The organism is Streptomyces sp. W1SF4 (assembly GCF_003950035.1).
Taxonomy (GTDB): Bacteria; Actinomycetota; Actinomycetes; order Streptomycetales; family Streptomycetaceae; genus Streptomyces; species Streptomyces racemochromogenes.
Genome location: NZ_CP034350.1, coordinates 4,242,035 through 4,256,101, shown reverse-complemented (window position 1 = coordinate 4,256,101; position 14,067 = coordinate 4,242,035). Strand labels below are relative to the sequence as shown.

Here is a 14,067-nt window from a genome sequence, read left to right as displayed (position 1 = left end):
GCCGCGGGACCCCTGCCCGAATCGGGGGTCCGGCGGCTGCTCATCGTCCGAGCACCATCGACGACGAGGTCACCAAGGGGAGACATCTCATGTCCGGGAAGTTCGGCAAGTTCGGCAAGTCCAGCACGTTCGGCAAGGCCGCGGCCGTGGCCGCCGCGGCGACGGCGGTCGTCACGCTCGCGGGCACGCCCGCCGGCGCGGCAGCCGACGCGTACAACACCCGGAGCGTGTGGGTGGACGGCGTGCCCATGGACAGCGACGCGCCCGCCTGCACCACCAGGAGCATCTACCTGGCGTCCGGCACCTACACGTGGAGGCAGACGCTCGACGGGATCCAGTGGCCGACCCGTGACCTCTACCTGGCCTCGGGCACGTACACCTGGACGGACTGCCTCACCCCCAGGTCGGGCGGCGCCGGCGGCAACGGCTACTACAAGCAGTCGTCCAGCCTGTCCAAGCCCGGTTCGGAGACCGCGTACCTCGTCGACCCGCACGAGCAGAGGCTGGAGCAGGGCACCTACGTCTTCGGCTCGGTGCTCGACCCGCACTTCTGACCGGTCCCCGCCAGGGGCGGTTCAGTCCGCGTCCGGCCGGAACACCGGCACCCACACCCCCTGCGCCGTCTCGCGGAAGGCGGCGCACAGGGGCATGCCGATGCGGAGGTCCCCGTACGGGCAGCCGACGACCTCGGTCATCATCCGGGGCCCCTCCGCGAGGTCGACGACGGCCGCCGCGTAGGGGACGCGGGTGCCGAAGGGCGGGAGGTCGTTGCGGTGGACGACGGACCAGGTGTAGAGGGTGGCGCGGCCGCTCGCCTCCTCCCAGGTGACGCGGTCCTCCCCGGCCCAGCAGGAGGGGCAGAACTCGCGCGGGTAGTGGTGGGCGCGCCCGCAGTCGGCGCAGCGGCGCAGCAGCAGCCGGCCCCCGGCCGCCGCGTCCCAGTAGGGGCGGGTGAACTCGTCCGTCTCGGGGAGGTCGTACCGTGCGGCGCTCACGGGAACAGTCCGATCGCCGCGTCGAGGGACCAGGTCTGCCAGGACATCGCGAACAGGGCGACCGCCGAGATGAGGGCCATCATCGAGTTCTGGCCCTGCTCGGCCCAGTCGTGGATCATCAGGACCAGGTAGAGCAGGTTGAGCAGCAGGCCGGCGGCGAGGGCGACGGGGGTCAGGAAGCCGAGTACGAGGCCGAGGCCCAGGGCGAGTTCGGCGTAGACGACGACGTACGCCATCAGCCGCGGGCGGGGCTTGACGACCTTCTCGAAGCCGCCCTTGACGAAGCCCCAGCGGTGCTTGCCCGCGACGTCGGCGGCCCAGGCGATGCCGGTGCCGCGTTCGAACCAGCCCTTTTTGTCCTTGTGCCGCCAGCTCTCCAGCCACCACAGGCCGAGGCCTATCCGCAGCACGGCGAGCCACTCGGCGCCGGTGAGCCAGATGGTCTGCACGGTTCGCCCCTCCACCCACTCGATCTGACGGTACGTCAGTTCAGCGGATCGGCGGCGATCCCGCAAGGGGCCGGACGCGACGGGACCGGGGGCGGGGCGGCCTGACTCAGGGGGTCGAGAACAGGCGGCCGTAGCCCGTGATCCCGTCCACCGGCTCGCCCGCCGCGCGCAGGGCGGCCCACAGCAGCACCTGGTTCGCGGTCAGCACCGGCCGCTCCAGCTCCGCCTCCAGGGCCTCGATCACCCCGACCGCCCGGAAGCCGTTGCCGCCGACGACCACCGCCTGCGCCGCGTCGGGGACCTGCTCCAGCACCCAGCCGTACAGGGCCTCCGGCCGGATCAGCGCCTGCCCGCTGGGCAGCCCGCACGGAGCCGCGTACGGGACCTCGAACCCGGCCTCCTCGTAGTAGCCCCGCCCCAGATCGCTCAGGGTGGCGTCGAACCACGGCGGATCGACCAGCGCGAGCCGCGCGACCCCGAGCGCGCGCAGCGCCCCGACGGCGGCGGCGCAGGTGGCGACCACGGGCAGGCCGCCGGCCCGCTCGGTCAGCCGCTCCAGCATGTACGCCTCCCCGCGCGCGCCGATCACGTACGCGGAGCTGGTGAAGGCGTACGCGATGGCCGCCACCGGCGCGGCGGCCAGCAGCTCGGCCGCATCGTCCACGTGCGGCGGCTCCGCGAAGGCCCGGACGGGGGCGAGCGGCACGGTCAGGCCCATCTCGCCGCCCGGCCCCATCGCGGCGAACGGCACCCGGGCGGCATGCAGGCCCACGCCCGCCGGGGCCATGGCGCGCAGCTCCGACTCGGGGCCGACGTCGGCGTGGGGGGTGAGGACTCCGAGGCGGACGCGCACGTCCCACCCGTCGGGCTGCCACATCGCGCACGCACTCCTCTCGGGGGCCGGACATCGGGACCGTATGTCCCACTTTGACACCACCCGTGCCGCACGGGCGGCGGGCCGCGCCGGTGCGGTCCGCCGCCCGTGATCGATCCGCAATCGATTCCCTCCTCGTCCGAGACCCATCAACGCCCTGTGTCGATACGCTCACTGGCCATGCCCGAGCCCGACCTGACCTCCACCGAGCCCCGCCCCGTGTACGTGATCGGCGCCGGCCCCGGCGGGCTCGCCGCCGCCGCCGCGCTGCGCGCCCGCGGGGTGCGCGCGGTGGTCGTCGAGCGGAGCGGCGCGGTCGGCGCGTCGTGGCGCGGCCACTACGACCGGCTGCGGCTGCACACCACCCGGCGGCTGTCGGGCCTGCCCGGGCTGGCGATCCCGCGCCGCTTCGGGCGCTGGGTCGCGCGGGCGGACGTGGTCCGGTACCTGGAGAAGTACGCCGAGTTCCACGAGCTGGAGCTGGTGACCGGGGTCGAGGTGACCCGGATCGAGCGCGCCGCCGACGGGGAGGGCTGGACCCTGCACGCCTCGGGCGGGCGGCTGCTCGCGGCCCGCGCGGTGGTGGTGGCGACCGGCTACAACCACACCCCGGCACTGCCCGACTGGCCGGGCCGCGACGGGTACACCGGGCAGCTGCTGCACGCCCGCGACTACCGCAACCCGGCCCCGTACGCCGGGCAGGACGTGCTCGTCGTCGGCGTCGGCAACACCGGCGCGGAGATAGCCGCCGACCTCGCCGAGGGCGGTGCCGCGCGGGTGCGGCTCGCCGTGCGCACCGTCCCGCACCTCGTGCGCCGCTCCACCCTGGGCTGGCCGGCGCAGCGGACGGGGATCCTGGTGCGCAGGCTGCCGGTGCGGCTCGTGGACCGGCTGGGGGCGCTCGCCGCCAAGGCCGTCCCCGACCTGACGGCGTACGGTCTGCCGCGCCCGGCCTCGGGCCTGTACAGCAGGGTCCTGGAGGGGGCGGTGCCGGTGCAGGACGTCGGCCTGATCAAGGCCGTGCGCGGGGGCCGGGTGGAGCCGGTGGCCGCCGTGACCGGCTTCGACGGCGACGAGGTGGTACTGGCCGACGGTACGCGGATCACCCCGGACGCGGTGGTGGCGGCGACGGGGTACCGGCGCGGGCTGGAGGGGCTGGTGGGCCACCTGGACGTGCTGGACGAGCGGGGCCGGCCCATCGCGCACGGCCCCCGCGCGCCGCGCAACGCGCCGGGGCTGCACTTCACCGGGTACACGAACCCGATCAGCGGGATGCTCCGCGAGCTGTCCATCGACGCGGTGCGCATAGCGAAGGCACTCTCGCGCGGCTAGGCCGTGTCTTTCGGATCTTGCCGGTTAAGCCCGCGTCTCCCCCAGCTACCGCTGGGAGGGGCCCCCAGGTGCCGTGCATCGGCGCGTTGGCGGGGCGCCCTTGTACTGGACGTACTCGGGTGCTCCGCCAACGCGGCGAGGTGCGGCACCGGGCGGCGCGGGTCTGGGGGCACCTCCCAGCGGTAGCTGGGGGAGCAAGATCCGGAAGACACGGCCTAGCCGTGGGCCCGGGCGGCCCGGAGGGCCGAAATCACCTCTGTACCGGAGCGGACGGTTCTGCCACCGTTCAAGCACACCACCTCCACCACCTTTCCTGCGCATCCCTGTTCCTGACGGCGTGTCAGTTCAGTAATCTGACTAGGCGTCAGCTATGGACTCTCGAGCAGGGCGGGCGAAGCGATGCTTGGATCTACTCACGGCACCCTCACCACCGACTTCCGCGCACGCGTCGAGGCCTGCGGGGAGACCCCCAGGACGGCCGTCCACTCCACGGCGACACCCGAGGAGCCGGACGCCCTGGACGTCAGCGGACGTCCCCTGCACGCCGACGTGCCCGACCTGGACCGGTTCTTCCGGCCCGAGTCCGTGGCGGTCGTCGGCGCCTCCGACGCCGAGGGCAGGCCCAACACCGGCATCACCCGGCAGCTCATCGCCTGGGCCGAGCGCGTCGGCGCCCGCGTCCACCCCGTGCACCCGACCCGCACCGCCGTCTTCGGGCTGCCCTGCCGCGCCACCGTGGCCGAGCTGCCCGAACAGGTCGACCTCGCGGTGCTCCTCGTCGCGGACCCGATCCCGGTCATCGAGGAACTGGCCGACACCAAGGTGAAGTTCGCCGTCGCCTTCGCCTCCGGCTTCGCCGAGACCGGCGACGCGGGCGCCGCCGCACAGGCCCGCCTGGCCGCCGCCGTACGCCGCTCCGGGCTGCGGCTGCTCGGCCCCAACACCAACCTCAACGCCTTCCAGGAGTTCCGCGAGGACCTCGACGGCCCCGCCATCGCCCTCATCACCCAGTCCGGGCACCAGGGCCGGCCCGTCTACACCCTCCAGGAGCTGGGCATCCGCCTCTCCCACTGGGCGCCGACCGGCAACGAGGCCGACCTGGAGACCTCCGACTTCATCTCCTACTTCGCCGAACGGCCCGAGGTCGGCGCCATCGCCTGCTACGTCGAAGGCCTCAAGGACGGCCGTGCCTTCCTCCTCGCCGCCGACCGCGCCGCCCGCAACAAGGTCCCCGTCGTCGCCGTGAAGGTCGGCCGCACCGAGACCGGCGCCCGCATGGCCGCCTCCCACACGGGCAAGCTCACCGGGGCCGACACGGTCGTGGACGCCGCCATGCGGCAGTTCGGGGTCATCCGGGTCGACGGGCTGGACGAGCTCCAGGACACCGCCGCCCTCCTGGCCCGGGCCCGCCCGCCACGGGCCGACGGGGTCGTCGTGTACTCCATCTCCGGCGGCACCGGCGCCCACTTCTCCGACCTGGCCACCGAGGCCGGGCTGACCCTCCCCACCCTCTCGGACGCCAAGCAGGCCGAACTCCACCAGTGGATCCCCTCCTACCTCAACGTGGCCAACCCCGTCGACAACGGCGGCCACCCGGTGGGCGACTGGCGCGGCCGCAAGATCATCGACGCGATCCTCGCCGACCCGTCCGTGGGCGTCCTCATCTGTCCGATCACCGGCCCCTTCCCCCCGATGAGCGACAGGCTCGCGCAGGACCTGGTCGACGCCGCCGAAGCCACCGACAAGCTGGTCTGCGTCATCTGGGGCTCCCCCGTCGGCACCGAGGAGGCCTACCGCACCACCCTGCTCGGCTCCTCCCGCGTCGCCACCTTCCGCACCTTCGGCAACTGCATCACCGCCGTCCGCGCCTACCTCGAACACCACCGCTTCACGGCCTCCTACCGCTCCCCCTTCGCCGACGCCCCCCGCACCCCGTCGCCCTCCCACCGCAAGGCGCAGGCCCTGATGCGGCCCGGCCAGCAGCTCAGCGAACACGCCGCCAAGCAGCTGCTGCGCGCGTACGGGATCCGCGTCCCGCGCGAGCAGCTGGTGACCAGCGCGGCGGCCGCGGTCCGCGCGGCGGGGCTCGTCGGGTACCCGGTGGTCATGAAGGCCTCGGGCCCCCAGCTGGCCCACAAGACGGAACTCGGCCTGGTCAAGGTCGGCCTCACCTCCGCCAGCCAGATCCGCGACGCGTACCGCGAGCTGACGGACACGGCCCGCTACGAGAACGTCCCGCTGGACGGGATCCTGGTCTGCCAGATGATCGAACGCGGCGTCGAGATGGTCGTCGGCGTCACCCAGGACCCCCTCTTCGGCCCCACCGTCACCGTCGGCCTCGGCGGCGTCCTGGTGGAGGTCCTGCGGGACGCGGCCGTCCGCGTACCCCCCTTCGGGGAGGACCAGGCCCGCACGATGCTCCGCGAACTGCGCGGGCACGCGCTCCTGGACGGCGTACGGGGTGCACCGCCGGCGGACGTGGACGCGCTGGTGGAGGTCGTCCTGCGGGTCCAGCGGATGGCGCTGGAACTGGGCGACGACCTCGCGGAACTGGACATCAACCCCCTGATGGTCCTGCCCCGCGGGCAGGGCGCGGTGGCGCTGGACGCGCTGGCGGTCTGCCTTTGACGCCGCCGCCGCCCTTCCGACGCGCCGCTCGCGCGGGGCGGGGCCGGTGCCCGTGCCCGTGGCCGGGGCCGGTGGGTCGGGTGCGGGTGGGCGGGCCGCTGCGCGGGGCGAGGTCCCCTACCCGCCCTTCCCCCGTTCCCAGAGGCTCCGCCCCTGACCCCGCGCCTCAAACGCCGGCGGGGCTGGAAGTACGGCGCTCCGCGCCCGGTGCGCTCAAACGCCGCGCGGGCTGGATGTATCCAGCCCCGCCGGCGTTTGAGGCGCGGGGGTCCGGGGGCGAAGCCCCCAGGGGGCCGGGGCGCAGCCCCGGGCTCTTCCAGCCCCGCCGGCGTTTGAGGCGCGGGTCCGGGCGGAGCCCGGGGAACGGGCGAAGGGTGGGGCGGGGAGCAGCCCCGCAGGGCCCACGCCCCGCACGGCACGCCGGCCCGCGCAACGAGCCACCCGCCCCGGCCCCCGGCCCGCCCAGGGCAACGGCGGTACCCACCCCGAACAGGAGCGCACCCGTGGACGAGATCCTGCACCGCACCGACGCCGGCGTCAGCTGGATCACCCTCAACCGGCCCGACGCCATGAACGCCCTCACCCGGGAGCAGCGCGAGCGCGTCATCGCGCTGCTCGACGCCGCCTCCGGCGACCCCGGCGTACGGGCCGTCGTCATCACCGCCACCGGCAAGGGGTTCTGCGCCGGCGCCGACCTCCGCAGCGGCAGCGCCAACGCCAGCGGCGAGCGCGTCGCCGGCGACGTCGCCCGCATGATCCGGCTCGGCGCGCAGCGCCTGATCACCGCGGTCCTGGACTGCGAGAAGCCCGTCATCGCCGCCGTCAACGGCACCGCCGCCGGCATCGGCGCGCACCTCGCCCTCGCCTGCGACCTCGTCATCGCCGCCGACACCGCCCGCTTCGTCGAGGTGTTCGTCCGCCGCGGCCTCGTCCCCGACGGTGCCGGCGCCTACCTCCTGCCCCGCCTGATCGGCCCGCAGAAGGCCAAGGAGCTGATGTTCTTCGGCGACGCCGTCCCCGCCGCGGAGGCGGCCCGGCTCGGGCTGGTCAACAAGGTGGTCCCCGCCGACGGTCTGGAGGCCGCCGCCCGCGAGTGGGCCGAGCGGCTCGCGCAGGGCCCCACCCGTGCCCTGGCGCTCACGAAGCAGCTGGTCAACGCCTCCCTGGACGGGGACAGGGCGCACGCGCTGGCCGCCGAGGCCACCGCCCAGGAGATCAACATGACCACCGCCGACGCGAAGGAGGGCGTGGCGAGCTTCGTGGAGCGCCGCACCCCGAAGTACCTCGGCCGTTGAGGCCTGCCCGGGGGGCCTGGCTCCGAATGACTGAAATCGATCACCCATGAGGCAGCAGTGATCAACTGACCGAACCCCCGACGCCCGATTCATGTGAATAGCTGACCGCATGGGTCCTACCTGGCGAACCCGGCGAGCCCGGCGAATCAACCTGTGCGCGGCCACCGCGGCTACCGCGGCCACCGCGTTCCTGTGCGGCGCGGCGCCCGCCGCGGCCGCGGACACCCCGGCAGACCTGGCCGTCACCGCCACCCTCCGCCCGCAGCAGGGCACGCGGGCCACCGAGGCGTACGACTACCTCGTGACGGTGACCAACCACGGCCCCTCCGCCGCCCGGCAGGTCACCGTCACCGACCGCCTCCCCGCCGCCCTGGAGTTCCTGGCCTCCCGCGACGGCTGCACCGGCACGGCGACCGGCCGGACCGTGGTCTGCGGCCCCCTCCCCACCCTCGCAGTCGGCGCCTCCCACACCTGGGTGATCACGGTCCGGCTGGCGCCCGGCTACCGCGGCGAGGGCGGGGACATCGTCAACGAGGCCTTCGTCGACGCCGCCACCAAGGACCCCCGCCCCGCGAACAACGCGACCTCGCTGACCGGGCTCGTCCTCCCGCCCAGCGCCCTCCTGGCGGACCTCTCCCTGACCAAGACGGCCGTACTCGCCCAGGGCCGCGAGGACGTACGGCCGGGCGAGAAGTTCACGTACCTGATCTCGGTGCACAACGCGGGCCCCGCGACCGCCCGCCAGGTCGCGGTCACCGACCGCCTCCCGGACTCCCTGGCCCTGCTGTCCTCCCCCGACGACTGCGCGTCCGCCCCCGGTGAGGAGCCCCTCGTCCGGTGCCCCGCGCTCGACCGGCTCCCGGCCGGGGCCACGGCGGAGTTCCGCCTCACCGTGCGCGCCCTGACCGGGGAGGAGGACCGGGCCAATCCCCCCGGCCGCCGTTGCACCCCGATCGAGAACACCGCCCGCGTCACCTCCGCCGTACGCGACCCGGACCCGTCCGACAACGCCAACGCCCCGGGCACGACCGGCCCGGCCGGCGGCCGCCTCTGCCTGGTGCACGACACCCGGCCCGGGCACGACGACCACGACCACGGCAACGGCAACGGCAACGGCAACGGCAACGGCAACGAGCACGGCACCCCCGGGAAACCCGACCCCCACGAGGCCGAGGACCACCCCGACCAAGGCCGGCCCGGCCGGCAGCCGCACGCCGACGCCCCCGACCCCGCCGACCCCGCCGAACTCGCCGAGTGCGGCACCCGCCTCCCCCGGTGGCTCTCCTGGGCCTCCGCCGCCCTCCTCGCCTGCGGCACCGCCCTCCGCGTCGCCGCCCGGCGCCGCCGATGAGGACCGCGGCCCGGTGGTTCAGGGCCGCCCTCCCCCTGCTGTGCGCGGCCGCGCTCCTGACGCCCGCCGCCGCGGACGCCGAGGCCGAAGCCGCGCAGCGCCCCCGCGCGGCCCTGGCCTTCCCCGTGAACGAGACCTTCGACAGCTCCACCAACCTCGGCACGGCCAGCGGCAACGCCTCCTACCCGGCCGGCGGCGGCTGGCTGCGGCTGACGTCCGCGAGCAGCAGCCAGGCCGGCACCTGGAAGATGAGGGACACCTTCTCCACCACCCTCGGCGTCGTCGCCGAGTTCCGCTACGCCACCTACGGCGGCACCGCCTTCGAGGGCAAGCGCGGCGACGGCCTGTCCTTCTACCTCACCGACGGCACCGCCGCCGACGGCACCGGCCCCTCCGGCGGCAGCCTCGGCTACGCCTGCTCGGGCGTGGCCAACCGCTGCACCGCCTCCGGCGTGCCGGGCGCGTACCTGGGGATCGGCCTCGACGAGTTCGGCAACTTCTCCTCCGGCTCCGTCGGCAACGGCGGCCCCGGCGCCCAGCCCAACAAGATCGTGGTGCGCGGCGGCGGCAGCGGCACCACCGGCTACCGCTACGCCACCGCCGCCGACGGCCCCGGCTCGACCGTCGAGACGGGGAGCCGGGCCAAGGAGCGCCGCGTACGCGTCTCCCTGCTGCCGGGCGGCGGCAAGCTGCTGCTGTCGGTGTGGTCGGACAGCGGCCCGGACACCGCCCTCACCCAGCTGATCACCGACTACGACGTCACCTCGATCACCAGCCAGCCGTCGCTCCCCGCCTCCCTCAAGGTGGGCTTCTCGGCCGGCACCGGCGGCGCGACGAACATCCACGAGATCGACGACCTGACGATCAACGTGCCGGCCGACCTGAAGGTGGTGAAGTCGACCGGCCAGTCGACCGTCGCCGCCGGCGCCCCGGTGACGTACACGGTCACCGTCTCCAACAGCCAGGCCAACGACGTGACGGGCGCCGTCGTACGCGACACCGTGCCCGGTCTCACCGACGTCACCTGGACCTGCAAGGCCGGTACGGGCGGCACCTGCGGCGCCTCCTCCGGCAGCGGCAGCACGCTCGACACGAAGGCCGACCTGAAACGCGGCGGCTCCGTCACCTACACGATCACCGGCAACGCCCCCGCGCAGCCGACCTCCCTCGCCAACACGGCGACGGTGACGGCCCCGGCCGACCGTACGGACACCAACCCGGCCGACAACACCTCCACCGCGCCGGACGTGACCGTCACGGCCCGCGCCGACCTGGCCGCCGAGAAGGAGGGCCTCGGGGCCGGGCCGGTGGCCCCGGGCGAGGAGTTCGAGTACCGGATCACCGCACGCAACCTCGGCCCCTCCCACACCCCGACGGTGCTGATGTCCGACACCCTGCCGGACCCGCTGCGGTTCGTGTCCTCGGCCAGCAACTGCACGGCGGCCGGGCAGCGGCTCTCCTGCCCGGCCCGGGGGCCCGTGAACGCCGGTGCGAGCGCCTCCTGGACGGTACGCGTCCGGCTGGACCCGGCGTACACGGGCGACGGCGTCGACCTGGGCAACGTGGCGTCCGTCCGGCACGGGATCCCCGACCCCCGGCCGGAGAACAACACGAGCGCGGCGGCCGGCCCGCCCGGCGGGCTCGCCCCGCCGCGGGCCGACCTGTCGCTGGCCAAGGCGGCGCAGGACCGTACGCCGGTCGCGCCCGGGGAGACCTTCACGTACACGGTGACCGTGCGCAACGCGGGCCCGTCGGTGGCCCGGCGGGTGCGGGTCACCGATCCGCTGCCGACGGGCCTGGCGTTCGTCTCCGGAGGCGACGGCTGCACCGCTTCCGGGCAGGACGTGACCTGCGGGACGGAGGCGGCCGTGGACCCGGGCGGCAGCCGCGCGTGGACGTTCACGGTGCGGGTCGACCCGGCGTTCGCGGGCGACGGCACGGCCCTGCGCAACACCGCGACCGCGGTGTCGGACACCGCCGACCCGAACCCCGTCGACAACAGCGGCTCGGCCGGCCCGCCGGGCGGCCGGGTCGGCCCGCCGACCGCCGACCTCGAACTGTCCAAGGCGGTCCGCGCGGGCTGACCCCCCGCCCCCGCACCCGGCCGGTGTCCACGGCCCCGGATCTCCCGTACAGCGCTCTGTACGGTCTCTCACGCACGAAACGGAACGATGCGCGATGACGACGACCCCAGGCCGGCGGTCGCCGGTGCGGGCCCTGGCCCCGCTGCTCTGCGCGGCCACACTGTGGGCCGCGCCGGTCCCCGCGACCGCACAGCCCCCGGCGGCGCGGCCCGCCCAGGTCGAGGTGACGACCCAACGGGCCGCGGCCAGGGCTCCCGGTGACCTGATCACCTACACCCTCACCGCGAGGAACAAGGGGCCGTCGGTCGCCCGGAACGTGACGGCCACCGACCGGCTGCCCGACGGGATCACCTTCGTCGACTCCTCCGACGGCTGCACGGCCGCCGGCCAGACCGTCACCTGCGGGCCCGAGCCGCAGCTGGCGGCCGGGCAGAGCCGCAGCTGGCGCTTCCACGCCCGGCTGAGCCCCTCGTACGAGGGCGACGGCACCGACCTCGGCAACAGCGCCTCCGGCACCTCGGACGCGACCGACCCGGACCCGGGCAACAACAGGCCCGACCCGGTGCTGCCGCCCGGGCCGTTCACCCCGGTCTCGGACCTGGCCACCGTCAAGACCCCGCTGGGGTCGGGGCCGACGGTGCCGGGCCAGGAGTTCGAGTACGAGATCCGCACGTCCAACAAGGGCCCCTCGGACGCGCGCAACGTGACGGTGACGGACGCCCTGCCCGACGGGCTGGCCTTCGTCTCCTCCGCCGACCCGTGCGCGGCGTCCGGCCGGACGGTCACCTGCGGCCCGCTGGCCCGGATGATCCCCGGCGGGGACGTGGTGTGGACGTTCAAGGTGAAGCTGGACGCGGCCTACTCCGGTGACGGCGAGAACCTGCGCAACACGGCCACCTCCACGTCCGCGTCGAAGGACCCCGAGCCCGCCGACAACACCTCGCAGCCGGTGCTGCCGCCGGGCGGGGTGACCGAGCCGCAGGCCGACGTGTGGACGACGAAGCGCACCGCGAACGACACGGTGATCGCCCCCGGCCAGACCTTCGAGTACGTGGTGACGGCGACCAACGACGGCCCGTCGCGTGCGGTGGACACCCTCGTCACCGACCGGCTGCCGTCCCGGCTGGCCTTCGTGTCCTCGCCCCCGTCCGACGGCTGCCGGGCCACGGACGGCACGGTCACCTGCGGCCCGCAGGCCGTGCTGGAGCCGGGCGCGTCCCGGACGTGGCGGTTCACGGTCCGCCTCGACAGCGACTACACCGGTGACGGCTCCGACATCCGCAACACGGCCACCGCCACCGCGCGGACCAAGGACCCCAAGCCGGAGAACAACACGAGCAGCCCCGCCGGCCTGCCGGGCAGCCGCGTCAACAAGCCGACCGCCGACCTCGGGGTGCGCAAGGAGGCCGTCGGCACCACGCCGCCGGTGCCGGGCCAGACCTTCGACTACCGGATCCGGGTCAGCAACTACGGTCCGTCGGCGGACGCGTTCAACGTGAAGCTCACCGACAACCTGCCCGAGGGCCTCTCGTACGTGAGCTCCTCGCCGTCCGGCTGCACCGCCGCCGGCCGCCTCGTCTCGTGCAGGCGGACCGCTCCGCTGAAGGTCGGCGAGACGGTCGAGTACCTGCTGACGGTGAAGATCGACCCCGCCTACAAGGGCACGGGCTCCGACCTGAAGAACACCGCCGAGGTCACGGCCGACAACATCGACCCGGCCTCGGAGAACGACAAGGGCACCGCGACCGTCCCCGGCGGTCACGTGGCGGAGCCCTCGGCCGACCTGGCCGTCGTGAAGCGGGCGGTGCAGACCTCCGCCGTCGCCCCGGGCGAGACCTTCGACTACGCCCTGACGGTCACCAACAACGGCCCCTCGCAGGCCGACCAGGTCAGCGTCACCGACAGCCTGCCGACGGCGCTGAGCTTCGTCTCGGGTGACGCGACCTGCGTCTCGGGCCGGACCGTCACCTGCGGCCCGCTGGCCCACCTGGCCCCGGGCGCCTCGGTGACCTGGGTGATCAAGGTGAAGCTGGACCCGGAGTACACCGGCAACGGCTCGGACATCCGCAACACGGCGACGGTGGACTCGCTGACCGCCGACCCGCGGCCGGCCAACAACACCAGCGCGGCGGCCGGCCCGCCCGCGGGCACGGTCAAGGAGCCGACGGCCGACCTGGAGGTGGGCAAGACGACCCCGTGAACGGGACCGGCCGGCGGGGCGCACGCCCCGTCGGCCGGACCCCGTCGGCGGCTACGCGCGCGGGCTGGGCTTCAGCAGCGCGAACACCGCCCCGGCCGGGTCGGAGGCCCAGGCGATCCGGCCGACGTCGGGGACGTCGGCGGCCGGCATCATTACCGCGCCGCCGTTGCGCTCGACCGCGGTGACGGTGGCGTCCACGTCCACCACGTGGAAGTACGGCACCCAGCGCGGCACCATCGTCGAGGCTCCGCCCGCGCCCTCGCCCTGCGGGGCCACCCCGCCGAAGGAGCCCTGCTCCTGGTCGCCCTCGCCGATGCTGAGCACCCGGTACGTCATCCCCGGCGTGTCCATCTCGATGTAGCGCCAGCCGAACACCCCGCCGTAGAAGCGGATCGCGGCGAGGGGGTCGGGTACGTGGAGCTCCACCCACACCAGCGTGTTCACCTCGGAGGCGACCTCCAGCCCGCCCGTCTTGCCGGGCTGCCAGGACGCGAACTGGGCGCCCTGCGGGTCGGTGAACTGCGCCAGCCAGCCCTCGCCCATGACGTCCGTGGGCTCCATCCGCACGGTCCCGCCCCCGGCCCGCACCGCCTCGGACGTGGCCTGCATGTCGGCGCTCTGGAAGTGCACCATCCACGCCGAGGTGGCGCCCTTCTCGGTGAGCGGGCCGAGCGCGGCGACGGTCCTGCCGCCGAGCCGGAAGAACCCGTACCCGCCCGTGTCGGGCCCGGCGGAGACGAACTCCCAGCCGAAGACCGACCCGTAGAAGGCGGCCGCCGCGGCGGTGTCGGGGCTGCCGAGGTCGAGCCAGTTGGGCGATCCGGTACGGAAGGCGGTGCCGAGCATGGGTCCTCCAGCG

Annotated in this window: 11 protein-coding genes; 7 read left to right on the top strand and 4 right to left on the bottom strand. The window is 74.6% G+C overall.

Features of this window, described 5'->3' with window-relative positions; genetic code table 11:
• Nucleotides 1–89: 89 nt before the first annotated feature.
• Nucleotides 90–554, top strand: a complete 465-nt coding sequence (locus D1J60_RS19880) for a hypothetical protein (protein ID WP_125822005.1) — start codon at nt 90–92, stop codon at nt 552–554.
• Nucleotides 555–575: 21 nt separating this feature from the next.
• Here the strand turns inward: D1J60_RS19880 and D1J60_RS19875 are convergent, their stop codons facing one another.
• The 3 genes from D1J60_RS19875 to D1J60_RS19865 all read right to left on the bottom strand — a co-directional run bounded on the left by D1J60_RS19875 (nt 576) and on the right by D1J60_RS19865 (nt 2,321).
• On the bottom strand, nt 576–995 hold the full coding sequence (locus tag D1J60_RS19875; protein WP_125822004.1) for a Zn-ribbon domain-containing OB-fold protein: 420 nt from the start codon (nt 993–995) through the stop codon (nt 576–578).
• On the bottom strand, nt 992–1,444 hold the full coding sequence (locus tag D1J60_RS19870) for a DoxX family membrane protein (RefSeq protein WP_125822003.1): 453 nt from the start codon (nt 1,442–1,444) through the stop codon (nt 992–994). Before D1J60_RS19870 ends, D1J60_RS19875 begins: the two co-directional genes overlap by 4 nt.
• Before the next feature lie 106 nt (nt 1,445–1,550).
• Nucleotides 1,551–2,321, bottom strand: a complete 771-nt coding sequence (locus D1J60_RS19865; RefSeq protein WP_125822002.1) for a maleate cis-trans isomerase — start codon at nt 2,319–2,321, stop codon at nt 1,551–1,553.
• Between the two features lie 177 nt (nt 2,322–2,498).
• Between D1J60_RS19865 and D1J60_RS19860 the strand changes: the two genes are divergently transcribed.
• The 6 genes from D1J60_RS19860 to D1J60_RS19830 all read left to right on the top strand — a co-directional run bounded on the left by D1J60_RS19860 (nt 2,499) and on the right by D1J60_RS19830 (nt 13,208).
• A complete protein-coding gene (locus D1J60_RS19860) occupies nt 2,499–3,650 on the top strand; it encodes an NAD(P)/FAD-dependent oxidoreductase (protein ID WP_125822001.1) in 1,152 nt (383 codons plus the stop codon).
• A gap of 399 nt (nt 3,651–4,049) precedes the next feature.
• The gene (locus D1J60_RS19855; RefSeq protein WP_125822000.1) at nt 4,050–6,278 is read left to right on the top strand and encodes an acetate--CoA ligase family protein; all 2,229 of its coding nucleotides are present in this window, start codon (nt 4,050–4,052) and stop codon (nt 6,276–6,278) included.
• Between the two features lie 503 nt (nt 6,279–6,781).
• Nucleotides 6,782–7,573: an enoyl-CoA hydratase-related protein gene (locus tag D1J60_RS19845; RefSeq protein WP_125821998.1), complete on the top strand. Its 792-nt coding sequence runs from the start codon at nt 6,782–6,784 to the stop codon at nt 7,571–7,573.
• Nucleotides 7,574–7,682: 109 nt separating this feature from the next.
• Complete coding sequence (locus tag D1J60_RS19840) at nt 7,683–8,924, top strand: DUF11 domain-containing protein (RefSeq protein ID WP_125821997.1); 1,242 nt, start codon at nt 7,683–7,685, stop codon at nt 8,922–8,924.
• Nucleotides 8,921–11,008, top strand: a complete 2,088-nt coding sequence (locus D1J60_RS19835; protein ID WP_125821996.1) for a DUF11 domain-containing protein — start codon at nt 8,921–8,923, stop codon at nt 11,006–11,008. The genes D1J60_RS19840 and D1J60_RS19835 overlap by 4 nt, the downstream gene beginning before the upstream one ends.
• Before the next feature lie 94 nt (nt 11,009–11,102).
• The gene (locus tag D1J60_RS19830) at nt 11,103–13,208 is read left to right on the top strand and encodes a DUF11 domain-containing protein (protein ID WP_125821995.1); all 2,106 of its coding nucleotides are present in this window, start codon (nt 11,103–11,105) and stop codon (nt 13,206–13,208) included.
• Nucleotides 13,209–13,259: 51 nt separating this feature from the next.
• Here the strand turns inward: D1J60_RS19830 and D1J60_RS19825 are convergent, their stop codons facing one another.
• Nucleotides 13,260–14,054 (bottom strand): VOC family protein, encoded by a 795-nt coding sequence (locus tag D1J60_RS19825; protein ID WP_125821994.1) that lies wholly within the window; start codon nt 14,052–14,054, stop codon nt 13,260–13,262.
• Between the last annotated feature and the right edge of the window lie 13 nt (nt 14,055–14,067).